The 24,326-nt window shown below is 64.6% G+C and carries 25 protein-coding genes; 10 read left to right on the top strand and 15 right to left on the bottom strand.

Translation table 11 applies throughout. From position 1 onward, the window contains the following. Nucleotides 1-68: 68 nt before the first annotated feature. Nucleotides 69-1,217 carry an ATP-binding protein gene (locus tag HMPREF2635_RS05855; RefSeq protein ID WP_210397795.1) on the top strand — a complete coding sequence of 383 codons (1,149 nt, stop codon included), beginning with the start codon at nt 69-71 and terminating at the stop codon, nt 1,215-1,217. Between the two features lie 2 nt (nt 1,218-1,219). Then, nucleotides 1,220-1,873, top strand: coding sequence for a response regulator (locus tag HMPREF2635_RS05850; protein ID WP_070821406.1), 654 nt, complete (start codon nt 1,220-1,222; stop codon nt 1,871-1,873). 25 nt (nt 1,874-1,898) lie between these two features. Here HMPREF2635_RS05850 and HMPREF2635_RS05845 read toward each other — a convergent pair whose 3' ends face one another. Beyond that, complete coding sequence (locus HMPREF2635_RS05845) at nt 1,899-2,309, bottom strand: hypothetical protein (protein WP_070821405.1); 411 nt, start codon at nt 2,307-2,309, stop codon at nt 1,899-1,901. Between the two features lie 59 nt (nt 2,310-2,368). Here HMPREF2635_RS05845 and HMPREF2635_RS05840 point away from each other — a divergent pair, with 59 nt between their 5' ends. Together HMPREF2635_RS05840 and HMPREF2635_RS05835 are read left to right on the top strand one after the other, a co-directional pair. Beyond that, on the top strand, nt 2,369-3,052 hold the full coding sequence (locus HMPREF2635_RS05840) for a hypothetical protein (RefSeq protein WP_070511383.1): 684 nt from the start codon (nt 2,369-2,371) through the stop codon (nt 3,050-3,052). Beyond that, complete coding sequence (locus HMPREF2635_RS05835) at nt 3,049-4,593, top strand: DNA polymerase Y family protein (RefSeq protein WP_070511385.1); 1,545 nt, start codon at nt 3,049-3,051, stop codon at nt 4,591-4,593. Before HMPREF2635_RS05840 ends, HMPREF2635_RS05835 begins: the two co-directional genes overlap by 4 nt. Nucleotides 4,594-4,598: 5 nt before the next feature. On the opposite strand, the gene HMPREF2635_RS05830 is transcribed toward HMPREF2635_RS05835, so the two are convergent. Further along, a complete protein-coding gene (locus HMPREF2635_RS05830; protein ID WP_083306696.1) occupies nt 4,599-5,252 on the bottom strand; it encodes an AMIN-like domain-containing (lipo)protein in 654 nt (217 codons plus the stop codon). Nucleotides 5,253-5,350: 98 nt separating this feature from the next. On the opposite strand from HMPREF2635_RS05830, the gene HMPREF2635_RS05825 reads away from it, so the two are divergent. Next, nucleotides 5,351-6,220, top strand: coding sequence for a sucrase ferredoxin (locus HMPREF2635_RS05825; RefSeq protein ID WP_070511388.1), 870 nt, complete (start codon nt 5,351-5,353; stop codon nt 6,218-6,220). A gap of 18 nt (nt 6,221-6,238) precedes the next feature. Here HMPREF2635_RS05825 and HMPREF2635_RS05820 read toward each other — a convergent pair whose 3' ends face one another. The 3 genes from HMPREF2635_RS05820 to HMPREF2635_RS05810 all read right to left on the bottom strand — a co-directional run bounded on the left by HMPREF2635_RS05820 (nt 6,239) and on the right by HMPREF2635_RS05810 (nt 8,960). After that, a complete protein-coding gene (locus HMPREF2635_RS05820) occupies nt 6,239-6,919 on the bottom strand; it encodes a methionine ABC transporter permease (RefSeq protein ID WP_046648398.1) in 681 nt (226 codons plus the stop codon). Further along, complete coding sequence (locus HMPREF2635_RS05815) at nt 6,916-7,959, bottom strand: methionine ABC transporter ATP-binding protein (protein ID WP_070511390.1); 1,044 nt, start codon at nt 7,957-7,959, stop codon at nt 6,916-6,918. The genes HMPREF2635_RS05820 and HMPREF2635_RS05815 overlap by 4 nt, the downstream gene beginning before the upstream one ends. Before the next feature lie 104 nt (nt 7,960-8,063). Continuing rightward, a complete protein-coding gene (locus tag HMPREF2635_RS05810; RefSeq protein ID WP_070511392.1) occupies nt 8,064-8,960 on the bottom strand; it encodes a MetQ/NlpA family ABC transporter substrate-binding protein in 897 nt (298 codons plus the stop codon). A 164-nt stretch (nt 8,961-9,124) separates the two neighbouring features. Here HMPREF2635_RS05810 and HMPREF2635_RS05805 point away from each other — a divergent pair, with 164 nt between their 5' ends. Continuing rightward, a complete protein-coding gene (locus HMPREF2635_RS05805; protein ID WP_070511394.1) occupies nt 9,125-12,262 on the top strand; it encodes an error-prone DNA polymerase in 3,138 nt (1,045 codons plus the stop codon). A gap of 6 nt (nt 12,263-12,268) precedes the next feature. Here HMPREF2635_RS05805 and HMPREF2635_RS05800 read toward each other — a convergent pair whose 3' ends face one another. Both HMPREF2635_RS05800 and HMPREF2635_RS05795 read right to left on the bottom strand, forming a co-directional pair. Further along, on the bottom strand, nt 12,269-12,739 hold the full coding sequence (locus tag HMPREF2635_RS05800; protein ID WP_070511396.1) for a hypothetical protein: 471 nt from the start codon (nt 12,737-12,739) through the stop codon (nt 12,269-12,271). A gap of 7 nt (nt 12,740-12,746) precedes the next feature. Then, the gene (locus HMPREF2635_RS05795; protein ID WP_039673876.1) at nt 12,747-13,007 is read right to left on the bottom strand and encodes a helix-turn-helix transcriptional regulator; all 261 of its coding nucleotides are present in this window, start codon (nt 13,005-13,007) and stop codon (nt 12,747-12,749) included. A gap of 58 nt (nt 13,008-13,065) precedes the next feature. Between HMPREF2635_RS05795 and HMPREF2635_RS05790 the strand changes: the two genes are divergently transcribed. After that, the gene (locus tag HMPREF2635_RS05790) at nt 13,066-13,515 is read left to right on the top strand and encodes a PH domain-containing protein (RefSeq protein WP_070511398.1); all 450 of its coding nucleotides are present in this window, start codon (nt 13,066-13,068) and stop codon (nt 13,513-13,515) included. Continuing rightward, nucleotides 13,512-14,927, top strand: coding sequence for a PH domain-containing protein (locus tag HMPREF2635_RS05785; protein ID WP_070511400.1), 1,416 nt, complete (start codon nt 13,512-13,514; stop codon nt 14,925-14,927). The genes HMPREF2635_RS05790 and HMPREF2635_RS05785 overlap by 4 nt, the downstream gene beginning before the upstream one ends. Here the strand turns inward: HMPREF2635_RS05785 and HMPREF2635_RS05780 are convergent. The 5 genes from HMPREF2635_RS05780 to HMPREF2635_RS05760 all read right to left on the bottom strand — a co-directional run bounded on the left by HMPREF2635_RS05780 (nt 14,899) and on the right by HMPREF2635_RS05760 (nt 19,859). Next, entirely contained in the window at nt 14,899-15,168 is a 270-nt protein-coding gene (locus tag HMPREF2635_RS05780; protein ID WP_070511402.1) for a FeoC-like transcriptional regulator, read from the bottom strand. The genes HMPREF2635_RS05785 and HMPREF2635_RS05780 overlap by 29 nt on opposite strands. Further along, nucleotides 15,168-17,099, bottom strand: coding sequence for a ferrous iron transport protein B (feoB, locus tag HMPREF2635_RS05775; RefSeq protein ID WP_070821404.1), 1,932 nt, complete (start codon nt 17,097-17,099; stop codon nt 15,168-15,170). Before feoB ends, HMPREF2635_RS05780 begins: the two co-directional genes overlap by 1 nt. 2 nt (nt 17,100-17,101) lie before the next feature. Beyond that, nucleotides 17,102-17,347, bottom strand: coding sequence for a FeoA family protein (locus tag HMPREF2635_RS05770; RefSeq protein ID WP_083306697.1), 246 nt, complete (start codon nt 17,345-17,347; stop codon nt 17,102-17,104). 133 nt (nt 17,348-17,480) lie between these two features. After that, nucleotides 17,481-19,343 (bottom strand): pyruvate kinase, encoded by a 1,863-nt coding sequence (locus HMPREF2635_RS05765; RefSeq protein ID WP_070511406.1) that lies wholly within the window; start codon nt 19,341-19,343, stop codon nt 17,481-17,483. 45 nt (nt 19,344-19,388) lie between these two features. Continuing rightward, nucleotides 19,389-19,859 carry a tRNA (cytidine(34)-2'-O)-methyltransferase gene (locus HMPREF2635_RS05760; RefSeq protein ID WP_070511408.1) on the bottom strand — a complete coding sequence of 157 codons (471 nt, stop codon included), beginning with the start codon at nt 19,857-19,859 and terminating at the stop codon, nt 19,389-19,391. Between the two features lie 24 nt (nt 19,860-19,883). Between HMPREF2635_RS05760 and HMPREF2635_RS05755 the strand changes: the two genes are divergently transcribed. Further along, a complete protein-coding gene (locus HMPREF2635_RS05755; RefSeq protein ID WP_070511410.1) occupies nt 19,884-20,738 on the top strand; it encodes a bifunctional methylenetetrahydrofolate dehydrogenase/methenyltetrahydrofolate cyclohydrolase in 855 nt (284 codons plus the stop codon). Between the two features lie 8 nt (nt 20,739-20,746). Then, nucleotides 20,747-21,115 (top strand): DUF3017 domain-containing protein, encoded by a 369-nt coding sequence (locus HMPREF2635_RS05750; protein WP_070511412.1) that lies wholly within the window; start codon nt 20,747-20,749, stop codon nt 21,113-21,115. Nucleotides 21,116-21,150: 35 nt separating this feature from the next. Here the strand turns inward: HMPREF2635_RS05750 and HMPREF2635_RS05745 are convergent, their stop codons facing one another. The 3 genes from HMPREF2635_RS05745 to HMPREF2635_RS05735 all read right to left on the bottom strand — a co-directional run bounded on the left by HMPREF2635_RS05745 (nt 21,151) and on the right by HMPREF2635_RS05735 (nt 24,318). Further along, nucleotides 21,151-22,350, bottom strand: coding sequence for a homoserine O-acetyltransferase MetX (locus HMPREF2635_RS05745; RefSeq protein WP_246824851.1), 1,200 nt, complete (start codon nt 22,348-22,350; stop codon nt 21,151-21,153). Next, nucleotides 22,298-23,617, bottom strand: a complete 1,320-nt coding sequence (locus tag HMPREF2635_RS05740; RefSeq protein WP_070821403.1) for an O-acetylhomoserine/O-acetylserine sulfhydrylase — start codon at nt 23,615-23,617, stop codon at nt 22,298-22,300. The genes HMPREF2635_RS05745 and HMPREF2635_RS05740 overlap by 53 nt, the downstream gene beginning before the upstream one ends. A gap of 98 nt (nt 23,618-23,715) precedes the next feature. Continuing rightward, complete coding sequence (locus HMPREF2635_RS05735) at nt 23,716-24,318, bottom strand: MBL fold metallo-hydrolase (protein ID WP_070821428.1); 603 nt, start codon at nt 24,316-24,318, stop codon at nt 23,716-23,718. Nucleotides 24,319-24,326 lie beyond the last annotated feature (8 nt).

The raw sequence follows: 24,326 nt of genomic DNA, 5'->3' as shown, positions 1-24,326 counted from the left end.
CCCTGATTTTTTGACCTCAGGGTTGTCCCTGATGTGCCCGAGGGGTGGCGCGTGGGACTATGGCTAGTATGACTTCGCCCTATGTGCCCGCAGAAAACGCGGCGCCCTATCCCGTGATGTCGCGTCCCCAATCTGGCCGCGTGGTCGCCGGCGTGGCGGCGGGGCTGGCGCAGAATCTGGGGGTTTCGGCGCTCTCCGTGCGCATCGCCTTGACCGCGTTGACCCTGCTGGGTGGGGTGGGGGCGATGGCCTATGCCGGGCTGTGGATTTTCACGCCCGCGCTTGACGACGCCCCCTCCACCCGCCGCAGCCCCCTCTCCCTCGTGCTGGTGTTCCTGGCGCTGGCGGGTAGTGCGGTGGGTGTGTTGGGGGTTTCGGGGGCGTCGCTAAGCGTGGCGGTGCCGTTGGCGGTGGTGGCCATCGGCGCGGTGCTGGCGTGGTTGGCGTATGACCGCGGGCTGAACACGCCGGTGGGCCTGGTTGCTGTGGCGGCCGGTGCCGTCCTGGTCATCGGTGGCGTCGTGGTGGCGGCGGTGACGTGGGAGAGCGGATCGGGTTCGGCGATCCTGGCCACGGCGCTGACGCTGGTGGGCTTTGGCGCGCTGGTGGTGCCGCTGGTGCTGAAGCTCTGGCGCTCGCTGTCGCAGGAGCAGGCGGCCAAGGCGGTCTCGGAGGAGCGCGCCGAGATTGCCGCCCGCCTGCACGATTCGGTGCTGCAGACGCTGGCGCTGATTCAGAAGCGGGCGGGGGATTCGCGCGAGGTGACGCGTTTGGCGCGCGCCCAAGAACGCGAGCTGCGCGCCTGGCTTTTCGATGCCCCCTCCGCCGCCCCCACCACCTGTTTCGGTGCCCTCGAATCGGCGTGCGGGGAGGTGGAAGATCTCTTCGACATGCGGGTATCTGCTGTGACGGTGGGTGAGGACACGGAGCTGACGGAGTCCGCGAAGCTGCTTATCCAGGCCGCGCGTGAGGCCATGGTGAATGCCGGCAAGCATGCGGGTGTGGACGTGGTGGATGTTTATGCGGAGTTGTTGGCGGGCGAGCTGAGTATCTTTGTGCGCGACCGCGGGGTGGGTTTCGACGTGGAGGATATTCCCGCTGATAGGCACGGGATTCGTGACAGTATTCGCGCGCGCGTAGAGGGAGCTGGTGGGCGCGTGCGGATTTCCTCGACCCCGGGGGAGGGCACCGAGGTGGAGCTCGCGGTAGCGTTGTGAACATGGTGAAGGTCTTTTTGGTTGATGATCACTCCGTCTTTCGCGCGGGCGTGCGTGCGGAGCTGGCGGCGTCCTCGGAGATTGAGATCGTGGGCGATGCTGGGACCGTCTCCGAGGCGCTGGAGGGCATTGCGCGTACCTCCCCGGACGTGGTGCTTCTCGACGTCCACATGCCCGACGGCGGTGGCCTCGCCGTTATTAACGCGACGGCTAATCAGCCGGCGCGGCCGGTGTTTTTGGCGCTGAGCGTGTCGGATGCGGCGGAGGACGTGATTGCGCTGATTCGGGCAGGGGCGCGCGGGTATGTGACGAAGAATATTTCCGGCCCGGATCTGGCCGAGGCGGTGGTGCAGGTGCACAGCGGGGATGCGTATTTCTCGCCGCGCCTGGCGGGCTTTGTCCTCGACGCTTTTTCCTCCGGTTCGCCCGCGCCGGAGCCGGAGGAGGGACAGGACCCGGCGGTGGATGCGCTCACGCGGCGCGAGCTAGAGGTCTTGCGGTTGCTCGCGCGCGGCTATACGTACCGCGAGATTGGCAAGCAGCTGTTCATTTCGGTGAAGACGGTGGAAACGCATGCTTCCAACATCTTGCGCAAGACCCAGCAGTCCAATCGCCATCAGCTCACGCGCTGGGCCACCTCGCGCGACCTGGCTTAAACAGCCTGGCCTAGGCGGGTTGGGTTTAGGCAGGGGGTGCGTAGGCGAGCTTGCGGGAGCCGTCGACGTGGGGAAAGAGCAGGAAGGCCGCGCCTGAAACGAGCACCCACACCAGTGCGCTGCCCCAGGCAGGCAGCGCGAGGAGCGGGGAGAACATGACCATCAACCACAGCACCATAAGCGGGATGAGCTGCGCCGCGTTGGGCAGCATGGTGACGTTGTGGCGCTGGGCATAATCACGCAGGTCCGCGCGGTAGGGGTGTAGGAGTACGAGCGCGCAGGCCGCGATGAGGAGGAGCAGGCTGAGCCCCAGCGCGAGGCCGAAGTGGATGCGGCTGGTACCCACCGCCACGGCGGCGCCGGCCAAGGCAGATCCGCCGAGTCGCACCCACAGCGGAGTGGGGATTGGGGTGGTGTGCGTGCGGAGGGGATTCATGGCGCCTAACGCTACCAGCGCAATTGCGCGCGTCCGGAGAGAGGTTCATAATAGGAGCCATGAATCAAACAGGTGTTCGTGTGGTGGGCGGATCGCAGGCCGAGCAAATTGCGGTCCTGCGCGCCCAGATTCAACGCCTGGAAACCCCGGATGTTGCCGCGCAGGTGCAGCCGGAGGTGGAGCTTCTCGGCGTCCCCGAAGGGCTATCTGAGCTGCTCCCGGGCGGTGGCCTTCCCCGCAAGCGGGCAACCGTCTGTGCGGAATGTGCCGCTCTCGTGGTGGAGCTGATATCCCATGTTAGCGCGGCGGGCGGACACGTTGCGGTGGTGGGCTGGCCCGATCTCTCACTCGCACAGGTGGTTGAGGATGGAGATATCTCCCGGGTCATCGCGGTGCCCGAACCGGGCGCGGAGCCCTGGGCGGTGACCGGCGTGCTGTGTGAGGGACTGGACCTGGTGGTGCACAAAGGCACAGGCGAGCTGAGCCCCACCCGGGCGCGCCCCGTGCTGGCGAAGGTGCGAGCAGGGCAGGCGGCCCTGCTCACCGTGGGAACCCGGCTGCCAGGAACGGCGATGGAGATAGGTGCGGAGGTCGTCGCGGTGCATGGCTTGGGCCGGGGCAGCGGGCGTATTTGGGGAGTTGATATAGGGGTGCGGGTGGCGTCGGCAAGCATGCGCCCGCGCCGTGGAGTGCTCACGTGTGGGCAGCGTCTGGACGCGCGCCCACGCCTGGAGGTCGTGTGAGGGTCGCGGCGCTGTGGTTCCCGGATTGGCCTATCCAGGCGCTGCAGGACGCTGACAGGGCAGCGTGCGTTATTGCTGCTCAGCACCGCGTGGCGGTCTGCAACGCAGCAGCGCGCCGGGCAGGGGTGCGCCGCGGGATGCGGGTGCGCCAAGCCCAAGCTCTCCTACCGGAGCTGCGCGTGGAGGAGGCCAACCCGGACCGAGACGGCGTGGTCTTCGCGGAGATCGCCGCGGGGCTGGATGCGGTGGCCTCCTCGGTGGAGGTGCTGCGTCCGGGCTTGGTCATTGTGGATGCGGGCGCGGCCGGGCGTTTCCACGGCAGTGAGGCGAAGGCGGTAGAGATGCTTGTCGACGCCACCTCCAGATCCCGCCTCGACGCCACCGTCGGCGTCGCCGATGAGATCGCCACCGCGCTGATTGCCGCGCGCCACCACAACCTGGGCGCGGTAGTCCCGGCAGGCGGCTCGCGCGACTTTCTGGCTCAGCAGCCGGTGGGAGTATTGGCCGCGGAAGTGGCGCTGGGGTGTGCGGCGGACGTGGTGCATGCCTTGGAGCAGCTGGGCGTGCGCACGTTAGGGGAGCTGGCGAGTTTGCCGCTGCGCCAAGTCACCACCCGTTTCGGCGAGGCTGGACGGCGGTGCCACGCGGTGGCCGCGGCCGCACCGGATCGGCGCGTGGCGCCGGAGCTTGCACGCCCGGACCTGGGCGTGGAGCAGGGCTTCGAAGAACCCTTAGAGCGCGTAGACGCCGCGGCCTTTGCCGCGCGCCAGCTCGCGGCGCGCCTGCATGTGGTGCTCGATGAGGCCGGCGTGGTGTGTCTGCGGCTGCGCGTTGCCGCGGAGTTCGAGGGCGGCGAGCGTTTGGAGCGGATCTGGCGTACCCAGGAAGCGCTCAGCGAGGCCGCCACGGCGGACCGCGTGCGCTGGCAGCTCGATGGCTGGCTGAGTGCTGCGTGGGCGGGGAGTGCGCCGGGTGAGGGAGGAGGCGTCGTCAAGCTGGCGTTGGAGCCGGTGGAGGTCGCCCCGCCGGGGGATGGACTCCTGTGGGGCGCAGGCGAATCCGCGGAGCAGGCCAAGCGTGTCATCGCGCGGGTGCAATCCCAGCTGGGGGTGGACCGCGTGCTGCAGCCTCGCCCGGCGGGCGGGCGTGGGGTGGCCGAGCGCATCGAGTACGTCCCCTATGGCGAGCAGCGCGATCCGCAGCCGGAGGGCACCTGGCCGGGGCGCATCCCGGCGCCGCTCCCGGCGAGCCTGGCGCACCCGGCCGCGCGGATTCGGCTTATCGACGTCTCCTCGAAGGAGGTCATCGTCACCGCCGAGGCCCTCCTTTCCGGGGAGCCGGCGGGTCTGGGATGGGGGCGCCACCGCTACCGGGTGACCGGTTGGGCCGGCCCGTGGCCCGTAGACACCGGGTGGTGGGAGGCGGGTGCGGCGCAGCGCTGCGCGCGCCTGCAAGTCGTCGGAGAAAACGAGAAAGGCCAGCGCGCCTGGCTCCTCGTGTGGGCAGGCGGGCGCTGGTCTGTGGAGGCAACCTATGCCTGAACGGCTTAATTCAAGATGTCGATGACCAGGCGCGTCGGCCCCCTGAGCACCTGGACCGAGTACGGGTGGCGTTCATTAAGCCCGATAACGAACTGCGAGCGAGCCTCGAAGGTGCCGCCGTTGACCACCTGGGTCACCAGCCCGCCGGCGCCCTTTACAGTGCCGATGTTCGGGTCTTCCATGTCGAGCTGGAAGGGGTAAGCGGTGCCGTCGATGCTGACGTCGAGCGCGGTGGAACCTTTGTAAGCAATCGGGTTGCCGGAGCCCTGCTGGGCGGGGGCATCGGTGTAATCGATGAACCAGCCCGGTGAACCGTCCCCGACAAACTCGAAGACCACGCGGTCAAAACCTTCGTGCTTGCCCACGCGGACATCAGTCACCACCAGCTCCGAGGGGGCCGGTGGGCGGAGGGTTTTCATCTCCATGTTGGCGTCGCCCAGCGGGGTCAGCCCAGCCGGTGCGGCGGGGGAGGGGGCAGTGGGAGTAACGGTAGCCGTGGAGGTGGAGGCGCCGGACAGGGTGGCGTCGAGAGTCTTCGTGGGGCCGTCGGGGCTGCCGTCCGGGGAGGAAGACGGAGCGCATCCCTGAAGCGCGAGTGCACCCGAGACAACGAGTGCGGCCACTGGGGCGGCTGTGCGCAAGAGACTGTGTTTCGGCATGGTTTCGAGCGTAGTGGCACTACGGGGAATTATATGCATCGAGCTAGGCATCGTAACCACATTGTTGTGAAGAAAGTGATGCCAGTTAAGATGGCGCCATGACCTTCTGCTCCGACGTCCAGGTCGAGCCCCTGGCCGGTACCGCAAAACAAGAATCTGTGTACGTCCTCTTTGAGTGGCCCACGGCCTGGTCTCGCGACGTGCTTGACGGACGTACCTTTGGCCCCGGCTTGACTGCGAAGCTCAAGGCCAAGCTCAAAGGCGTGGCGGGCCTGCAACTCATTCGCCGCCCTGGGCGCGCCGGGCATGAACGGGGGGCGGGGCACTTCCGCTGTTTCGTCGTGTGGGCACGCGAGGGGTTGGTACAGGATTATGTCCTCAACGGCCCGGAGGACATCCTCGATCTGGATCTGGAGCACCCCACTGGCACGTGCCTGCCGCTGGTGCTCGTGTGTACCCATGCCAAGCGCGATGCCTGCTGCGCAATCAAGGGCCGCCCGCTTGCCGCCTCCCTGGCGTGCGAATTTGGGGAGACCGTGTGGGAGACCTCCCACACCAAAGGCCATCGTTTCGCACCGTCGGTGCTGCTGATGCCCTGGGGATATTCCTTCGGTCGCCTCAACGTGGAAGCTGGCCGCGAACTCGTGGGCAAGGCGCTGCACGGCGAGTATTTCTATCCCGCTAACCGCGGTTCCGGCCTCACCACGCCCCAAGGGCAGGTGGCGGAGCTCGCGGTGGCGCGCCAGCTTCTCGACGCCTCCGAGACCCTCCACTACGGCGACCTCACCGTCGACGCGGCGGAAACCCCCGCCGCGAGAAATAGCGTCGTTGTGCGCCACCGCGATGGCCGCGCATGGGACGTAGAACTCGAAGAAAAAGAGGCCTCCGGCGTCGTCTCTTCTTGTGGAGACGAGCCGAAGACCTCTCGTTTCTATGCCGCGCGCCGCGTCGAAAAGCGCAGCGTATAGAGCACGGGGTCGGCGCGGTTAGCGGCGCATAATCTTGGCCGAGAGCCAGTTGCCAAAGAACTGCGCTGCCTGCACCAGCACGATGATGATAAGCGTAGCCACCACGGTGACCTCCCACTCGAAGGCGCGGTAGCCGTAGACGATGGCGAAGTCACCCAAGCCACCGCCGCCGACGTAGCCGGCCATCGCGGACATGTCGACGATGCCGATGAACAGGAAGGTGTAGCCCAGCACCAGCGGGCCCAGCGCCTCCGGAATGATGACCGTGGTGATGATCTTCCACGGCGAAGCGCCCATCGCGCGGGCTGCTTCAATCACGCCCGGGTCCAGCGCCACGAGATTCTGCTCCACGATGCGCGCCACCGCGAACGTGGCCGCAATAACCATGACGAACGTGGCCGGTTCACGGCCGATAGAGCTGCCCAGCACCGCCACCGTCAGCGGCTGGACAAAGGCCAGCAAGATGATGAAGGGAATCGGGCGAACAAAGTTCACCAGGATGTTGATGATGAAGTAGATGGGCTTGTTCTGCAGGATGCCGCCCGGGCGGGTGGTGTAGAGCAGGATGCCGAGAACCAAGCCGATGATGCCGGCGATCACCAGGGTGGTGGCGACCATGATGAGGGTGTCCTTGACGGCGTCGACAAGCGTGCCGCCCAGTCGATCCCAATTGGCCTGCGCGAGGTAGGTGACGTTCATCGTTGGATCTCCTCAATGTCGGTGGTGCGTTGCATATGTGCGTAGAAGTCTTCGATGGCGGCATCCGGGCCGTTGAGGCGCACGGTGATCTTGCCGAAGGAATGCTTCTGCAGGGTGGTGATGCCGCCGTGGACCACGGCGATGGACACTCCCTCGTCCGCGAGCTTGCCGGCGGCGCCGAAGAAGCCCGACTTTTCCGTCAGGTTGATGGTGAACAAACGTCCTTCGTGGGCCAGCAGGTCATCGGCCTCCACGACGTCCGGGGTGTTGCGCAGCGAGGTGGCCACGAACTTCTCCGCCACCTTGGTCTGCGGATTGGAAAAGACCTCGTAGACGCTGCCGGCCTCAATGACGCGGCCGTTTTCCATAACGGCCACCTTGTCGGCGATGGAGCGCACGACGTCCATCTCGTGGGTAATGACCACGATGGTGATGCCGAGATCGCGGTTGACCTTGCGCAGCAGGTCGAGCACCTCGTGGGTAGTGGTGGGGTCCAGCGCCGAGGTGGCCTCATCCGCCAGCAGCAGGGAAGGGTTATTCGCCAAAGCGCGGGCGATACCGACGCGCTGTTTCTGGCCACCGGAGAGCTGCTCCGGGTAGTTATTGCCCTTGTCCGCCAGTCCGACGAATTCCAAAAGCTCCTGAACGCGCTTCTTACGCTCCTGCTTCTCGACGCCCTGCAGCTTCAACGGGTACTCAATATTGCCCGCCGCGGTGCGCGAGGACATGAGGTTGAACTGCTGGAAAATCATGCCGATGTTGCGGCGCAGACCGCGCAGCTGCTTTTCGGGCATGCCGACGACATCGGTGCCGTCGAGAAGCAGCTCTCCCGACGTTGGGGTATCGAGGCCGTTGATCATGCGCACCAGCGTGGACTTGCCGGCACCCGAGAAGCCGATGATGCCGACAATCTCGCCGGACTCGACGGTCAGGGAGACGTTATCGAGTGCTTTCGTAGTGGTCTTTTTGTTTGTGAAGACTTTGGTGATGTTGCGGAACTCAATCCGGGTGCCTCGAGGGGCGCCAGTGTGGTCAATCACGTGAGGTGTCCTTGTGGGGGTTATGTGAATCGTGTGTAACGGCCAAATCCCCCGGCCACACACTGAAGCGTGAACGCGGGGGGACATGTGGAGTAGCGGGGAGCTTAGGCTTCCTCTTCGAGGCGGTCCAGAATCTCCTGCAGCTCTTCCTGCGGGCGGTCCACAGCCACGGCGGTGTCGCCGGAGGACTTCAGGACGGCCTCGGTGACCTTCGGGTCCTTCCACAGCTTGGCCAGCTCGTGGAGGGTCTCGTTGTCAGCATCCTCGGCGCGTACGGCCCAGACGTTGATGTACGGCTCTGCCTCGGTGGAGTTCGGGTCATCCTCTGCCACAGCGGACTTCGGGTCGATGCCCGCGCGCTCCAGGAAGGAGTTGTTAATGACGGCCGGCTTGCCCTCGCCGTAGGCGGCCGGGGTCTGTGCGGCGTCCACCGGGGTGACGGTGACCTTGGACTCCTTCTCGTCGATATCGAGCGGAGTCGGGATCAGCGGGCTGTCCTCCTTAAGAGTGACCAGGCCCTCCTGGGCCAGCAGGCCGATAGCACGGCCCTGGTTCGTGGAGTCATTCGGGATGGCCACTTCCTGGCCCTCAATGTCGGAGAGGTCCTTGTGGTCCTTCCAGTAGATGGCCAACGGGTAGATCTCGGTGGAGGCGAGCGGGACGAGGTCGGTGCCGTTGCCCTGGTTGTACTTGGCCAAGAACTGCAGGTGCTGGAACTTGTTGGCGGTCAGCTGACCCTGATCCAGAGCCTGGTTCGGGGTGTTGTAGTCCGCGAAGTTCTCCAGCTTCACGTCGTAGCCGGCCTCCTTGGCCAGGTCCTGGAAGACAGCCCACTCTTCCATGTTGGCGTCGGTGGTGCCGATGGTGATGGTGGAGTCCTTGGTAATTTCTTCGCCGTCGCCTTTGGCTTCAGAGTCCGAGGAATCGGAGGAGCAGGCGACCAGGCCGGTAGCGGCGATGACAGCTGCCGAGGTGGCAGCAAGTACGCGACGGATGCTCATGATGGGTCTTAGTGTCCCTTCTTGGTCGTGCGGCACGGGGTGAGGCACCGCAGGTGATTACACTGCTCGAAAAACTAGCAACGATTGAACCGCTTTGTCTATTCCGGTAATTGTTCAATGAAAGTCTTGACGGGAATGAGTGTTCGATTATAAGGTGTGGGGCTATGAGGTTCAATGGGGGTGCAGCGCTACCGTGGTCCCGCGTCGAGCGGATCTTGTCTGGCCGCCCGGGGCCCATTCCCGTATCGGTGGATCATCTGCCGGACGCTACGGATGCCCCGAAGGCGGGGTACTCTGCCGTGCCTTTTGCGGAGCTGCATGCGGTGAGTTCCTATAGCTTCCTGCAGGGAGCCTCCGAGCCGGAGGAGCTTGTGGCGCGGGCGGTCGAGCTGGGTTTAAAGGGAATGGCGCTGGTAGATAGGGATGGCTTCTATGGGCTCATGAAGTTTGCAGAGGCTGCCGCGAAGGTCGGCCTTCCCGCTGTTTTTGGCGCGGAACTGAGCCTCGAACCAGCGCCATTAACTGTGCTGGCGCGCACTCCGGAGGGGTACCGGCGTTTGTCGCGGCTCATCTCCCGCGCACGTATGGAGGCGGGGGAGAAAGACGCGGTGTCCTATCCGCCGTTGGCGGATATTGCGGCGGAGTTGCAGGAGCATTGCTTCTTTCTTGTGGGGTGGGAATGGGCAGAGCAGTTCGACTATCTGAGCGAAAGAATTAAAATAGACAGCATGGTTTTGGAGTACTCCTGTACCCAAGTTCCGGAGGACGTTGACCACCACGCGCTGCTGGATTCCTGCCCGGTTCCGCGCGCTATCGCCACGGCCCGCCCGGCTGCCGCCACACGGGAACACGCGCGGTTGGCTGGGGCCAAACAAGCCTTGTCCCGGCGCCTCGCGCTTGCCGACGCCTCCCCCAACTCCCACCCCATGGGCTCGTCCTGGCTGCGCTCGGGGGAGCAGATGGCGCAGCTATTTCCAGACCGTCCAGAACTTATCGCGGAAACCGTCCGAGTGCTGGAGGAGTGCAGCTTCACCTGGGAAGCACTGGCTCCCAATTTGCCGGATTTCGACGTGCCGGAGGGGCATACCGAGATGTCCTGGTTGGAGTACCTCACCTTCGAACGTGCGAAAACGCGCTACGCCACGCGGCCTAAGGAGATTAGGGAGCGGGCGTGGGAGCAGATGAGGTATGAGTTGGGCGTCGTGAAGCAGCTCGGCTTTCCGGGTTACTTCCTTATTGTGTGTGACTTCGTGGATTTTTGCCGGCGGGAGAACATCCTGTGTCAGGGGCGTGGCTCGGCGGCGAACTCCGCGGTGTGTTTCGCGCTGGGGATTACGAATGCGGAGCCGATTTCCGCGGGTCTGCTCTTTGAGCGCTTCCTTTCTCCGGATCGTGATGGCCCGCCGGATATTGATATTGATATTGAATCAGGCCGCCGCGAGGAAGTTATCCAGTACGTCTACGCCAAGCATGGCCGCGAGCGTGCCGCGCAGGTGGCTAACGTGATTACGTATCGCCGCAAAGGTGCGCTGCGGGATGCTGCGCGGGCGTTGGGCTATCCGCAGGGTTCGGCCGATGCGTGGTCGAAAGGCCTAGCACCCGCGCCGAGCGACGTCGAATCCTTAGCCGAGCAGTTCCTCGGTCAGCCACGCCACCTGGGCATTCACTCTGGTGGCATGGTGCTGTGTGACCGGCCGATTGCGGATGTCGTGCCCGTGGAATGGGCACGTATGGAGAACCGCTCGGTGTTGCAGTGGGATAAGGACGATTGTGCCGCAGCCGGGCTGGTGAAGTTCGACATGCTGGGTTTGGGCATGCTCGAAGCGCTGCATCACATGATGGACTTGGTGGAGGAAACCACCGGCAGGGTAGTCAACCTGTGGGAGCTGGACCTGGCGGACCCGGAAGTCTATGACATGCTCTGCCGTGCGGATGCGGTGGGGGTGTTCCAAGTGGAATCGCGCGCGCAGCTCAACACGCTGCCGCGGCTCAAGCCACGGGTCTTCTTCGACCTCGTGGTGGAGGTCGCGCTCATTCGCCCCGGACCTATTCAGGGCGGGTCGGTGCACCCTTACCTGCGCCGTCGCGATGGCATAGAAGCGGTGGAGTATGACCACCCGGTGTTGGAAAAGTCCTTAGGCAAGACGTTGGGCATCCCACTCTTTCAGGAGCAACTCATGCAGATTGCTGTCGATGCCGCTGGTTTCAGCGGCGCGGAGGCTGATGATTTGAGGCGCGCGATGGGCTCGAAGCGCTCGCCGGCCAAGATGGCAGCACTCAAGCAGCGTTTCTACGACGGATTGCAGGAAACCAACGGGATTGCCGGGGAGGTCGCGGACAAGTTGTGGGCCAAAATTGTCGCTTTCGCCGCCTATGGTTTCCCGGAGTCGCACTCGCAGTCTTTTGCCTCCTTGGTGTACTTTTCGGCGTGGTTTAAGCGCTATTATCCGGCGCAGTTTTGCGTGGGTCTGTTGCGCGCGCAGCCGATGGGTTTCTATTCGCCGCAGTCCCTCATTCAGGATGCACGCCGTCACGGCGTGGAGGTGCTGCCGGCCACCGTCAACGATTCGGGCCGTGAGGCCCGCGCCGTGGTGGGGGAGGATGGCCAGGTACGTATCCGTTTGGGGCTCAACCTCATCAAGGGGTTGGGCGATAAGGCCGCTGACCGCATTGAGGCGGCCGCGCCGTTTGCCGACGTCCCGGATCTCTCCCGCCGCGCCGATCTCACCGTCGATCACGTGGAGGCCCTCGCGGTGGCGGGGGCCTTGGATGTCTTTGGGGTGGATCGTCGCCAAGCGCTGTGGCAGGCAGGTGTGGCCGCGACGGAACAGGCAGGGATGCTACCGGGACTTTCTGCCATCGAGGCGCCGTCCTTGCCGGGAATGAGTGCTTTCGAGCTCATGGCGGCGGATGTAGCAAGCACCGGCGTGACCCACAACCAGCAGCCCATGGAGCAGGTCCGCGGGGCGCTGCGTGCCCGCGGCGTCCTGTCGGCGGCGGACCTGCCGGCCGTGGAGGATGGCACGCGCGTGCGCATCGCCGGGGTGGTCACGCACCGCCAGCGCCCCCAGACCGCGGCTGGTGTGGTGTTCTTCGGCCTGGAGGATGAGACCGGGCTGATGAACGTGATGGTCTCGCCCGGCCTATGGGCCCGAGACAAGGTCACCGCTCGGACGGCTCCTGCGCTCATCGTGCGCGGTATCGTGCAGAATGCTTCCGGCGCGGTTACCGTCGCCGCCGACCAGCTGGAGCCGCTGGCCTTCGGCGAGGCACTCTCGCGCGGCTCGAGGGATTTCCGCTAGGGGTGCTTACTCCTTCGAGATGAGCTCGTCACGGTTCATTTTTCCGGCCAAGGAACGCGCCACGGAGAAGGGCAGCCACACCAGCAGTAGCGAGATGAGCTTGAGGTAGAGCTGGGAGACGAACATGCCATCCATGATGGGCATGGTCCGCGCGCCCCAGGCGATAAGGCCTGTGACTGGCAGCAAGATGACGAGTGCGGCGAGGGAGAACTTGAGGCCGTCGTCGCGGGCTTCGAGGTGCTGCTGCATCTGGTACTCATCGAGCTCCGTCCTGGGCAGGTCAGCGGCACCTATCGCTCCTCGCAGGCGGGCGGTCAGCAGTCCGGTGAGCAGCGTTCCTAGGCAGGCCACCATGAGTGAGGTGAAGGAGTCCCAGAACTGCAGGGGGAGGGACAGGATGATGAGGCAGGAGGAGAGATCGGCCAGGGTGATGTAGCGCTTGCGGGTCTTAACGGAATCGGGAATAGAGGCGGACATGTGCGGGCTAGTCCTTTCGGTAGATTTCGGAGGACATGGGGGTGAATTCGGTCCGGGAGAACACGGCTTCCACGGGTAGGTTGAAGACTTCGCAGATGTTGAAGGCGAGGTCCAAGCTGGGGGAGTGGTCGCCGCGCTCGAGTGCGCCGATGGTTTGGGGGTTGACCCCGATGGCGTCGGCAAGCTGTGCGCGCGTCATGTCCCGTTCAACGCGGAGCACGCGGACCCGGTTAAAGAGTGGGCGGGTAGGTTTTTTCTTTGGGGACATGCATCACAGTGTTGTATAAACCCAACGACTTGTCAAGAGTTTGTGTTAGTGTGTTGGCATGAACCCCGTATCCCCGTCACTCACGAAAGCCCGCTACATTACGAATTTAAGCTGGGATGTTATCCTCGCCGCCCTCGCTGCCGCCGCCGCGTATTTCTGGTGGGACTGGCTCTACTGGGTCGCCGGCGCGCTCGTTGTGTGGGCGCTCTACGAACTGTGGCTCATCCCCGCCCAAGTCAAAAACTTAGGCTGGCAGGAAACCGCGGACGAGCTGCTGGTCACCCGCGGCAAAATCTGGCACACCTTCACCGTCGTGCCGTATGGCCGTATCCAATTCGTCGATGTCACCGCCGGCCCCGTGGAGCGCTCGATGGGGCTGAAGAAGGTGAAGCTGCACACGGCGTCGCCCAGCAGCGACGCCACCATCCCCGGCCTGGTTGCCGCGGACGCCGATGCCCTGCGCGAGCGCCTCGCCATTAAAGCCCGCGAGAGGATGAGCGGACTGTGAAAGACCGCGCGCTTGTCGACGTCGACGGCTACACCCGCGTCCACCGCCTCACCCCCCTGCTGCGCTTTTGGTCGCTCATTCTGGCGCTGCTCGCCATCTTTGTTCTCAACATCAACGCCTCGATGATCGAGGACGTTGTGTCCTACCTACAGGGCGGACATCTGGGCGAGGTGGGTCGCGGCACTCTGCTGGGAATCGGTGGTTTTGTGCTGGTGTGTGCCGTGATCTGGCTGGTGTCTGGAGTGTGGTGGCGCAAACTGGGCTACAAACTTACCGATGATGAAGTCGCGCTGCGCCACGGCGTGATTTCAACGTCTTTTCGCTCCGCGCGCTATGAGCGCATTCAGGCGGTGGATGTCGTCGAATCCATCATTGCTCGCCTGTTGGGTCTCGCCTCGGTGCGCATAGAGACCGCGGGCGGTACTTCTTCTGTGATCCAGATCCAGTATCTGTCCAAGGCGAAGGCGGAAGAGCTGCGCGCCGAGCTGCTGCGCCGCACGAACGGTGGACAGACTGAGCAGCCAGAACAAGCAGTGGAAGAGATAGCAGAACCGGCTCTCATTCCGGAGATTCCCATCGTGCGCACCATTGCTGCGGAGGCACTGCGACTGCCTACGCTGATTACCGCGCTCATCATCGGCGGCTTGCTCTTTATCCCCGGCATGTGGACCGCACTGTTGCCCATCATCGTGGGCTTTGTGGGCCGTGTGTGGAGCCTGGTGGATTCCTCGTGGACCTTCACCGCGCTTCACGACGCCCCCGCCAACGCCCTCAACATCTCCTACGGCCTCGCCGACCGCCGCCGCCAGACCATCCGCATAAGTCGCATCCACGGCGTGCGGGTAAGCCAGCCTTTCTTGTGGCGGCGCCTCGGCTGGTACGAGGTGCATGTGTCCGTTGCTGGCTACGGCACCAAGGGCGGCGGCAAACAGTCCGGCTCTACGCGCATCCTGCCGGTGGGAACCCGTGAGCAGGCGCTGGAATTGCTGGCGCTCATTTCGGACTTGGACCGCGCACAGATCGAGGATTATGCCCGGCCCGAGGGGCACACGCAGCCCACGTATACCTCGCCGCGCCGAGCATGGTGGGTCAGCCCCATTGATCGCAAGCAACAGTCGGTAACGCTGGTGGATTCACCTCAGCCTGTCACCATCGTGCATCGCGGTCGCGTCAACCGCCGCGTCATGGTGATTGGCACCCCGCACATCCAGGAGCTCACGCTTAAGGTGGGGCCGCTAAGCCATCTTGCGGGCGTGCGTACTGTGCGTTTCGACCTCGTGGCGGGTCCAGTCAGGATGGCGGGTCAGGACCTTACGCCTGCCGACGCCTCCGAGCTCCTCACCCGCCTGCGCACCCGCCGCCTCCCGGTTCTGGAAGGCCCGCTTAACGGCCCGCTGGGCGGCGAAGCTTAAGCAACACCGGACCGCGGGTGCTGCTGGGGCCCGCGCAGGCAGAGGCCGCGGAACAGGACCCGCACCCGCCCGCGGGGCAGGAGCCCAGCGGCTCCATGTCCAGCACGCCGGAAGTCGTGAGATGGTCAAGGATGAGATCCACCGTGCCCGGTTCCAGCCCCGTCTCCGCGGCGATGGCCGCCCGTGAACGCCCACCGGATTCGATGGCTGCGTGCACAGCCTGGATAGGGGAGGTGGGCATTAGATGAACACCTTCAGAATGTGGAAGGCACCCACCGCCAGCAGCCACGCGGTGGCCAGCTGCATGCCGAAGCCAAAGAGCGTCCAGCGCCAGCCAATCTCGCGGCGCTGCGCCGCAATCGTGGCCACGCAGGGAGTGTAAGCCAGCAGGAAGAGCATGTAGGCCCACACCGCCGGCAGGGGATGACCGCCGGAGGCCTGCTCGAAATCTTCACGCACGTGGTCGCTGAGTGCACTGTGGGATTGTTCTTCGGCAGAGGCGTCGGTGACATCCTCGACGGCGTAGGTCTGCGCCCACGTCGAAATCAGCGCCTCCTTGGCCACGAAACCAGTGACCAACGGGCCGGCCAAGGACCAGGAATCGAAACCGGCCGGGGCAAAGGCCGGGGCGATGGCATGCGCAACCGCGCCATAGGCTGAATCCTCCGGGGCCGGGGGCTCGCCCCAGGTAGTGTCGTGGGCGGCCGCGCCGACCGGAATGGCCATGAGCAGCCACACCACAACCACGGTGCTCACGATGATGCCGCCGGCGGTCTGCAGGAAGCCCCTTAAACGCGTCCACATCACGCTCAGCGCCAGGCGAACCGTGGGTAGCTGATACGTCGGCAGGTCAATAACCAGTGCCTCTTCGGGTACTGCGCGCCACAGAGTCTTGCGCAGCGCCAAACCCACCAACACGAGCAGCGCGATGGAGATGACGTACATGATGAACACCACGCTGCCGGCATGTTCGGGGAAGAACGTGGCCGAGAGCATCACGAACACCACCAAGCGCGCCGAGCATGACGTAAACGGGATGAGCAGCGCGGTCATGATGCGATGCCGCGGGCTGCCCAGCACACGCGTGGCCGAAATCGCCGGCACGTTGCAACCAAAGCCGACGACGATGGGGATAAACGCCTTGCCCGGCAAGCCGATGGCCCGCATCAGACGATCCGTGACCACCGCAGCACGCGCCATGTAGCCGGAATCCTCTAACACCGCCAAGCACAAAAACATGAGTGCCATAAGCGGGGCGAAGGTGAGGACCATGCCGACGCCGCCAATGAGGCCGTCGACAAGCAGGCCCGTGATGAGGGGATGACCCAGGCCGATGGCCCCCAGCCCCGCCCGCGCCCAGTCGCTCAAGGGCCCAGACACCAGCGCCTCCAGACCGTCCTGCAGGGGAGCAGCTACCGTGGTCGTGATCTGGAAGACTAGCCACATTACCGCTAGAAACAGCAGGGGACCGACAACCGGGTGCAACGCCACCGCATCGAGGCGGTGAGACAATGGCGTGGCGTGCTCGACCTCGCGTACCGAGGCCTTCGCAGCCGCGTCCAGCTCCGCGAAGCGCCCCTCCAGCCCGGTATCCTCACGCAGCTGTACCGGGTGCTGCGCCAAAGACTCGAGCACGACCTCGCGCAGCTTCTCGACGCCCTCCCGCTTACGCCCATCCACAACCACCACCGGGATGGAGGTGACCTCGGCCAACGCAGAGGCGTCGACGACCTGTCCCTGGTTGAGCGCCACATCCGTCTTCGTCAACGCGATGATGAGGCGGTAGGGCTGTTCCGCTAGCTGGAGCGCGACATTGAGGCCGCGGGCTACGGCGGTGGCATCGACGACCACAACAACGGCATCGGGGCGCTCGTCCTCCGCGCACTCGATGAGCATGGCGCGGGTCAGCGCCTCATCCGGGCTGAGTGGATCGAGCGAATAGGTGCCGGGGAAGTCGATGAGATCGGCCGTGCGCTCACCTAGTTTCCACGCGCCGCGACTGACCTCAACGGTGGTCCCGGGCCAGTTGCCGGTTTGGGCCTTCGCGCCGGTCAGGGCATTAAACAGTGTGGATTTTCCGGAGTTAGGGGAGCCAACGAGAGCGACGATGGGTGCGCCGGCAGGGGCAAGCGCGCCGCCCGGATCGCCGTGGCAGCTAGGGGCGGAGGCCATGGCTAGACCTCGATGGCCTGAAGTGTTGCCTTATCGATGGCGTAGCGGCACGTGCCCACCGACACCACGCGCGCCCCACCCGCCACGCGTGGGCCCATGGTCAACGTGGCGCCGGGGCGGATCCCCAGCTCACCGAGACGCACTGCCAAAGCGGCGTCGCACGTGCAGGAAATACATTCTTTACCCAAGGTAACGGTGCATCCCATGGGGATGGCGTCGGCAGTTTGCCGTGGGCACCCAGACAACATATCGGTCGGCTCTCTTCCTATCCTGTTTACCCATATAGGGTACCCTAAGCAAAGATAGGCAGGTCTAGTCTTTGGGGTGAGAATCTTAGGTGATCCTCACCACGTGGCGCGGTTTCGCCACGGTGGAGCCGGATTAGTAGGTCCAGCTGCCGACCTGACGCAGCATCTGGCGGTTCTTCAGGCGCGAGCGGCCCAGCTTGCGCGACATCCGGTCCAAAATACGGATGGCCTCCGTGATATGCGGGCCCTTGTTGAGCATGACGCACTCGGCGCGCAGCGCATAGCCGGCGTCGGTGATTTCGGCACGTGAGGGAAGACCGGTCTTCGCCAAGGTCTCCAGCACCTGCGTGGCCATGATGACGGGGATGTGCGCGGCCTCCGCGAGCTTCATGATGCGCCCCGGAACCTGCACCATGCGCTCAAAACCGAGCTCCACGGCGAGGTCACCGCGGGCAATCATGATGCCGAATTTCTCGTGGCGCATGCCTTCCAGCAGCACGGCGCCCAGTTGCTCGTATGCTGGCACCGTTTCGATCTTGAGCACAATACCCAGCTCGCGCACGCGCTGCGCTAGCTCCTCGGTTTCCTGTGCCGCGGCAATCTCCTCGAGGGTGTCGAAGAGAAAAGCCACGTCACTCGGCGTACGGATGAAAGATACGGCCGCGATGTCGCAGTGCGTGGCCACAAAACGCAACGCCGCAATGTCCTCCTCGGTAAGGCTCGGCAGCGGAACCTCGGTATCAGGCAGGTTGATGCCCTTATACGCCGCCAGGTTCGTGCCGGTGGGCCCGGCATGGTCGATAGTGATGACAGCTTCGCGCTCGGCCCCGTTGTCCCGGACCTCGGTAACGCGGCCGGAGATGGCGCCGTCATCAAAAATTACGGCGTGCCCCACCTCGAGCGCGGTGACCACCTCCGGGAGAGTACAACCAATCGTCGTCACCTCTCCCTCCACGACTCGCGCCGGCTCCTGCGACGTGCTTAAGACCAGCTCGTCTCCGCGGTGCAGACGAATCTTCTGCTCGAGCGCCGGAACCCCGTGCACCTGCGTCGTCGCCGATTCATGGCTGAAAACCGTGCCTTCCGCCAGATAGCAATTGCGCTCGCCGCGCAGCACAGCAACGCCGTCCTCGACAGACTCCACGGAGAAGGTTCGCGAACGGCCGCGGGCCTCAGCAAACCGCACCTCATCGCCCGGCTCCAGCGCAGCCAACCATTCAGTATCTACCTCGAGTGGCACAGCCGGCCGCGCCGCGCTTGCCGACGCCTCCCTTGCCACCCCCTGGGCTTCCTTGGCCCGGGAGACGTCGGAAAGCACGAGCGTTGGATGGGTCAGAAGCTCGCCCGACGCGGTGCGTTCACCACGCACACGGATGACCTGCGGCCCCGGCTCGATGGCACCAGTGCGCACCTTGGGGCCGGCAATATCGCAAGAAATGAGAATCTCGCGCCCCACCTCCTCGGCGGCGCGGTGGACGTTCTCAACCATCTTTTCCCAGGCGGCCTCACCATCGTGGGCGCAATTGATGCGGGCTAATTCCATGCCCGCGCGGGCAAAGTCCAGCACCAGGTCGTATTCCTCGGCAGCTTCGGAGGGAAGCGTTACCATGATGCGCGCGTGCGTGCCGTCCTGCGTGGGGCCGAGGAGGGCCTGCGTGTTGGCGTCGAGGATGTCATCGGCGGACGCATACGCCGAGGCGATGGCCTGCATCGGGTAGGTCAGGGCTTGACCGTCGAAAGCATCAAGCACGTTACGGGCCGCATGTAGGCGCTCCAGCACCGCCGGCTCCGGGTGGCTCAAGCTCGTCGCGCCCAACGCACTGAGGCCTTCTTGCAACTCCACGGCGTCTTGGGAGCGCAGCGCCATGTAGCGCACCAGGTTCACCGCGCCGGGCCGGTGCGTGGGCGCCACTCGGGCAATCTGCTCGGCGTACTCGGTCGCGGCGTTTTCTACGCGCGTGGTGAGGGAATCAAGAAGTGGGCGCAAGTTCGACATGGTGCTCCTTCGTCGTGGCTGTCACCCACATTGTGCCGCGACTTCCTAGACCGCGCCACGGAAGCCGAGCTGCCGCCAGGCCTCATACACGGCTGTCGACGCCGCGTTAGACAGATTCATCGAGCGCCGCGCCGGCATCATGGGAATGCGCACGCGTTCGGTGACGCGCGGGTGGAAGGCGTGTTCCTCCGGCAGTCCGGTCGGTTCGGTGCCGAAGAGAAGGACGTCGCCCTCCTGGTATTCGACGTCCGTGAACCACTTATCCGTGTGGGTAGTGAAGGCGAAGACCCGCGCGCCGGGCAAGCTGTCCATGCAGGCCTCGAAGTCCTTGTGGATCTTCAGATCCGCCAAGTCATGGTAGTCCAAGCCCGCGCGCTTGAGGTGTTTGTCGTCGAAATTGAAGCCCAGCGGCTCAATGAGGTGCAGGCGCGCGCCCGTGACGGCGGCGGTGCGGATAGCGTTGCCAGTATTGGTAGGGATCACGGGGTTGTCGAAGACAATGTGCAGGCGGCTCATAAGCATCAGTCTAGGATGGTGGGCATGAGCGCTACCAAACTAGATGGCAACCTGTACCGCGACGAGATTTTTGAGGACCTGGCCCAGCGCGTGGCCGCCCTTAAAGAGAAAGGCATTACCCCGGGTCTGGCCACGGTCCTGGTGGGCGATGACCCGGGTTCGCATTCTTATGTGAAGATGAAGCACCGCGACTGCGAGAAGCTGGGTATTAACTCGATTCGCAAGGACTTGCCTGGCGACGTTACCCAGGAAGAACTCGAGCGCGTCATCTCAGAGCTCAACAACGACGACGCCTGCACCGGCTACATCGTGCAGCTGCCGCTGCCGAAGCACCTGGATGAAAACCGCGTGCTGGAGCTCATCGACCCGGCCAAGGACGCCGATGGCTTGCACCCGATTAACCTGGGCAAGCTGGTGCTCAACGAGGACGCCCCGCTGCCGTGCACGCCGAACGGCTGCATCCACCTGCTGCGCCGCTTCGGAGTGGAGCTTAACGGCGCAAAGGTGGTCGTCATTGGCCGCGGCGTGACCGTGGGCCGCCCAATTGGCCTCATGCTTACCCGCCGCAGTGAGAACTCCACGGTGACGCTGTGCCATACCGGCACCAAGGACCTTGCGGCTGAGACTCGTCAGGCTGACGTCATCATTGCTGCGGCCGGCAAGGCACACATGCTTACTGCCGATATGGTCAAGGAAGGTGCCGCGGTTCTCGACGTCGGCGTCTCCCGCGTCGACGGACAACTCGCCGGCGACGTCGCCGAGGACGTGTGGGACAAGGCCGGTTTCGTCTCCCCTAACCCGGGTGGCGTGGGCCCGCTGACGCGTGCATTCCTAGTGAGCAACATCGTCGAGCGCGCTGAGAAGCTGGCCGCGCAATAAAGCCGCAGATGACTACGCAGGGTCCACGGGAGGGGCGTCGAGAAGCGCCGGCAGCGCCGCCGGTGTCCTTGTCGAACCCACACGACGCGCACCTGAAGCCTTCGCCGTTGCCCCCGGCAGTGCAGTGGGTCGCCATTGGGTTGTTCGTGGCTGCGGTGGCGGTATCGGGAATCTATGCGGTATCCGAGCACTGGCGGCGCGCCACCATGCTGCTGGGAGGGGCGCTTATGTGGCTTACGGTGGTGCGCCTGACGTGTGATTCCTCGCGGGTCGGCGTGCTGGCGGTGCGCTCGCGGCGCTTTGACGCCTGCTTTACCGGGGCCTTGGGCGCGGCGATGGTGTTCGTGGCCTTTTCCATCGACGCGCTTGGATCATGACGCGTGTGGCTCCTAAAAAGAGCCAAACGGCTCTATCAGATGAAATACTCGTCGCCCACGTAGGCCGGTCCCACATCAAGGCCATTCGGGGCTGACAGCAACAAGAAGTTGCGCAGGATGCGGTTCATCTGCCGGGTCTCCGTCAGGAAGGCGTCGTGGCCCACGGGGGAGACAATCTTGGCCATCGCCAGCAGGTGGTTGACGTTGCGGGAGATGTGCTCCTGCTGGTGATAGGGGTAGAGGATATCCGTGTCCACGCCCACGACCATCGTCGGCACCTGGGATGCCGCCAACGCTTTGATGAGCCCGCCGCGCCCGCGGCCGACGTCATGCCGGTTCAACGCCTCCGTGAGCACCACGTAGGAACCCGCATCGAAGCGCTCGGTGAGTTTCGCCCCCTGGTAATCCAGGTAGGAGTTCACCGCGAAACGCTGATTGAGCTGGCGGTGCGGCCCCAAGGGATTCTCGCCTTGCTGTGCGGTAGCGCCGAAGCGCTCGTCGATCTCCTGCTCGCCGCGATACGTCAAATGCGCGATGCGGCGCGCCGCTGCCAGACCATCCCGCGGAGTCTTGTCCGTGAGGTAGTAATTTCCGCCATGCCAAAACGGGTCGCGCTCGATGGCGGAAATCTGCGCGGATTGGATGCCAATCTGCCAGCCCGAAGCCCGAGCAGACACCGCAATTACGCACACCGCGGACACGCTTTCCGGGTGCAGCAAGCTCCACTCCAGCGTGCGCGCGCCGCCCATCGAGCCGCCGAGTACCGCGTGCACGCGGGAAATACCCAGCTGCGTCAAGCAGTCGTGCTCAGCCTCCACCAAGTCCCGAATCGACAGCGCCGGGAAGCGCCCGCCCCACGGCTTTCCATCCGGGTGCAGCGACTTCGGCCCCGTCGAGCCATTGCAGCCGCCCAGCGCATTGGTCGCGATAACGCACCAGCGCGTGGTGTCCAAAGCCTTGCCAGGCCCCACCAGGTCGGACCACCAGTCCGCCACATTGGAATCCCCGGTCAGCGCGTGCTCAACCACCAAGACATTGTTGACGCCGTCCGGGTCGCCGGCGAAAGCGCCCCAGCGTTGGTAGGCCACGTGGGCGTCGGCAAGCACGGCGCCTGCTTCCGTGGTGAAATCACCGATGGGGACGACGGTGAGCTCGCCTTCGGGCGCGAGTTCCGGGATGGCGCTAACCAATGGCCGCGAACCCACGCTCGAGGTCGGCGATGATGTCGTTGACATCCTCGATGCCCACCGACAGGCGCACCGTGGCCTGCGTAATGCCCGCGGCCTTAAGCGCGGCCTCATCGGACTGCGAGTGTGTCGTGGTCGCCGGGTGCACCACCAGGGAGCGGGTATCGCCGATGTTGGCCAGGTTCGAGTGCAGCTTCAGCGCATCGATAAAGGCCCACGCCTCCTCGCGGCCGCCGTCGATGTCGAAGGAGAGCACGGAGCCGGTGTAGGCGTAACCGAGCTTCTCCTTGGTGGCCTTGTACGGCGAGGAGTCCAAGCCGGCGTAATTGACGGTGGTGACCTTGGCGTGGGACTCCAGGTACTCTGCCACGGCCTGGGCGTTGGCATTGTGCTTCTCGACGCGCAACTGCAACGTCTCGATGCCATTCAGCGTCAGCCAGGCGTTGAAGGGGGAGATGGCGGCACCGGTATCGCGCAGCAGGCCCGCACGCGCCTTGATGGCGAAGGCCGGTGCGCCCAGGTCGGCGTACTTGAGGCCATGGTAAGCCTCGTCCGGGGTGACGAAGTAGGGGAAGACGGGCTCGCCGTCGCGCTCGACGGTCCAATCGAAGGAGCCGCCGTCGATGATGGCACCACCGATGGCGGAGCCATTGCCGGTATAGAACTTGGTGGTGGAAACCACGACGATGTCCGCGCCCAGCTCCAGCGGGCGGGCGAGCGCGCCGGTGGCGATGGTGTTGTCCACGATGAGCGGGACTTGGTTCTTGTGGGCCACCTCGGCGATGGCGGGGATGTCGAGGACATCGGCGACCGGGTTGCCGAAGGTCTCGCCGTAAAAAGCCTTGGTGTTTGGCTGGACGGCGTCCTGCCAGGAGGCCGGGTCATCGGGGTTCTCGACGAGGGTGACGTCAATGCCGAGGCGCTTCAAGGTAACGGTAAACAGTGTGGAGGTGCCGCCGTAGAGGCGCGGGGAGGTGACAATGTGGTCGCCGGCGGAGGCCAGGTTCAAAATGGCCGCGGTCTCGGCGGCCTGGCCGGAGGCGAAAGCCACGGCGGCGACGCCACCTTCGAGGGAGGCGAGGCGCTCCTCCAGCGCGTCCTGCGTGGGGTTGGTCAGGCGGGTATAAATCGGGCCGGCATCCGAGAGGTTGAAGCGGTTGGCGGCGTGCTCGGCGTCGTTGAAGACATACGAGGTGGTTTGGTAAATCGGAACGTTGCGTGCGTTGGTGGAGCCGTCCAGGTTCTGTCCGGCGTGGAGGGCGCGGGTCGCGAACGACCACTCGTTGACTTCGGAATTATCGTATTTGGTGCTCATGCCACAAAGGCTAGACCAAGCGGTTCAGTGCTGTTAGTGGCTTTGTGGAAACCGCAGGCAAGCCCGAGAATAAAAATAGACCGAGCAGTTGGTTCGGCTTAAACGTCGATGCTTTCACCAACCCGCAGGCGCCGATAGCCGCTCACGCCGGCGCGTTGGAGCATGCCGTCGGTGATTTGCTTGCCGGCGTCGGAAAGCACGGCGTCATGGATGGGCACCGTCAGCCGCGCGCCGATGCGCATGGCGTAATCCGCGGCGTCCGCCCCGCGCACCCACGGCCCGGCGATGGGGAGTAGGAGGACATTTACCGTGCGTCCCTTCGGGACGCACCATTGGTCGCCGGGGTGCAGCACACCATTAAAGAAATAACCTAGGTTCTCCGGGCGCGGGATATTGGGGTGGATTTCCTCGTGGAGCCCGCCCACCGCGTGAATCTCAAGGCCCAGAACCGTGAACGTCTCTCCGGTATGAACGACGGTGCCGGAGCCGAGGGCGTCGATGGCTTCCTGCGTTCCCCATACTGGCAGGCCGCTTGCACGCACGGCATCGACGTCGAGGTGATCGCCGTGCGCGTGCGTGAGCAGCACCGCCTCAGCGCCTTCCAGGCAGCTGAGGTCTGAAAGGGGGCCGGGGTCGATGACGATGCGCCCCTGGGGAGCCTCGACAGCCACGGCGGATTGCCCATGCAGAGAAACCTTCATGATCCCCA

Source organism: Corynebacterium sp. HMSC035E02 (genome assembly GCF_001836065.1).
Classification (GTDB): Bacteria; Actinomycetota; Actinomycetes; order Mycobacteriales; family Mycobacteriaceae; genus Corynebacterium; species Corynebacterium hiratae.
The sequence above is the reverse complement of the archived record's forward strand: the minus strand, read 5'-3'. Positions and strand labels throughout refer to the sequence as shown.

Coding starts and splice junctions, on each gene's coding strand:
- HMPREF2635_RS05850 (WP_070821406.1), top strand. CDS start 1,220: ATGGTGAAGGTCTTTTTGGTTGATGATCACTCCGTCTTTCGCGCGGGC.
- HMPREF2635_RS05810 (WP_070511392.1), bottom strand. CDS start 8,960: ATGAGCATCCGTCGCGTACTTGCTGCCACCTCGGCAGCTGTCATCGCC.
- HMPREF2635_RS05855 (WP_210397795.1), top strand. CDS start 69: ATGACTTCGCCCTATGTGCCCGCAGAAAACGCGGCGCCCTATCCCGTG.
- HMPREF2635_RS05800 (WP_070511396.1), bottom strand. CDS start 12,739: ATGTCCGCCTCTATTCCCGATTCCGTTAAGACCCGCAAGCGCTACATC.
- HMPREF2635_RS05760 (WP_070511408.1), bottom strand. CDS start 19,859: ATGAGCCGCCTGCACATTGTCTTCGACAACCCCGTGATCCCTACCAAT.
- HMPREF2635_RS05805 (WP_070511394.1), top strand. CDS start 9,125: ATGAGGTTCAATGGGGGTGCAGCGCTACCGTGGTCCCGCGTCGAGCGG.
- HMPREF2635_RS05735 (WP_070821428.1), bottom strand. CDS start 24,318: ATGAAGGTTTCTCTGCATGGGCAATCCGCCGTGGCTGTCGAGGCTCCC.
- HMPREF2635_RS05745 (WP_246824851.1), bottom strand. CDS start 22,350: ATGTCAACGACATCATCGCCGACCTCGAGCGTGGGTTCGCGGCCATTG.
- HMPREF2635_RS05740 (WP_070821403.1), bottom strand. CDS start 23,617: ATGAGCACCAAATACGATAATTCCGAAGTCAACGAGTGGTCGTTCGCG.
- HMPREF2635_RS05750 (WP_070511412.1), top strand. CDS start 20,747: ATGACTACGCAGGGTCCACGGGAGGGGCGTCGAGAAGCGCCGGCAGCG.
- HMPREF2635_RS05790 (WP_070511398.1), top strand. CDS start 13,066: ATGAACCCCGTATCCCCGTCACTCACGAAAGCCCGCTACATTACGAAT.
- HMPREF2635_RS05795 (WP_039673876.1), bottom strand. CDS start 13,007: ATGTCCCCAAAGAAAAAACCTACCCGCCCACTCTTTAACCGGGTCCGC.
- HMPREF2635_RS05840 (WP_070511383.1), top strand. CDS start 2,369: ATGAATCAAACAGGTGTTCGTGTGGTGGGCGGATCGCAGGCCGAGCAA.
- HMPREF2635_RS05755 (WP_070511410.1), top strand. CDS start 19,884: ATGAGCGCTACCAAACTAGATGGCAACCTGTACCGCGACGAGATTTTT.
- HMPREF2635_RS05780 (WP_070511402.1), bottom strand. CDS start 15,168: ATGCCCACCTCCCCTATCCAGGCTGTGCACGCAGCCATCGAATCCGGT.
- HMPREF2635_RS05770 (WP_083306697.1), bottom strand. CDS start 17,347: ATGTTGTCTGGGTGCCCACGGCAAACTGCCGACGCCATCCCCATGGGA.
- HMPREF2635_RS05845 (WP_070821405.1), bottom strand. CDS start 2,309: ATGAATCCCCTCCGCACGCACACCACCCCAATCCCCACTCCGCTGTGG.
- HMPREF2635_RS05830 (WP_083306696.1), bottom strand. CDS start 5,252: ATGCCGAAACACAGTCTCTTGCGCACAGCCGCCCCAGTGGCCGCACTC.
- HMPREF2635_RS05825 (WP_070511388.1), top strand. CDS start 5,351: ATGACCTTCTGCTCCGACGTCCAGGTCGAGCCCCTGGCCGGTACCGCA.
- feoB (WP_070821404.1), bottom strand. CDS start 17,099: ATGGCCTCCGCCCCTAGCTGCCACGGCGATCCGGGCGGCGCGCTTGCC.
- HMPREF2635_RS05765 (WP_070511406.1), bottom strand. CDS start 19,343: ATGTCGAACTTGCGCCCACTTCTTGATTCCCTCACCACGCGCGTAGAA.
- HMPREF2635_RS05820 (WP_046648398.1), bottom strand. CDS start 6,919: ATGAACGTCACCTACCTCGCGCAGGCCAATTGGGATCGACTGGGCGGC.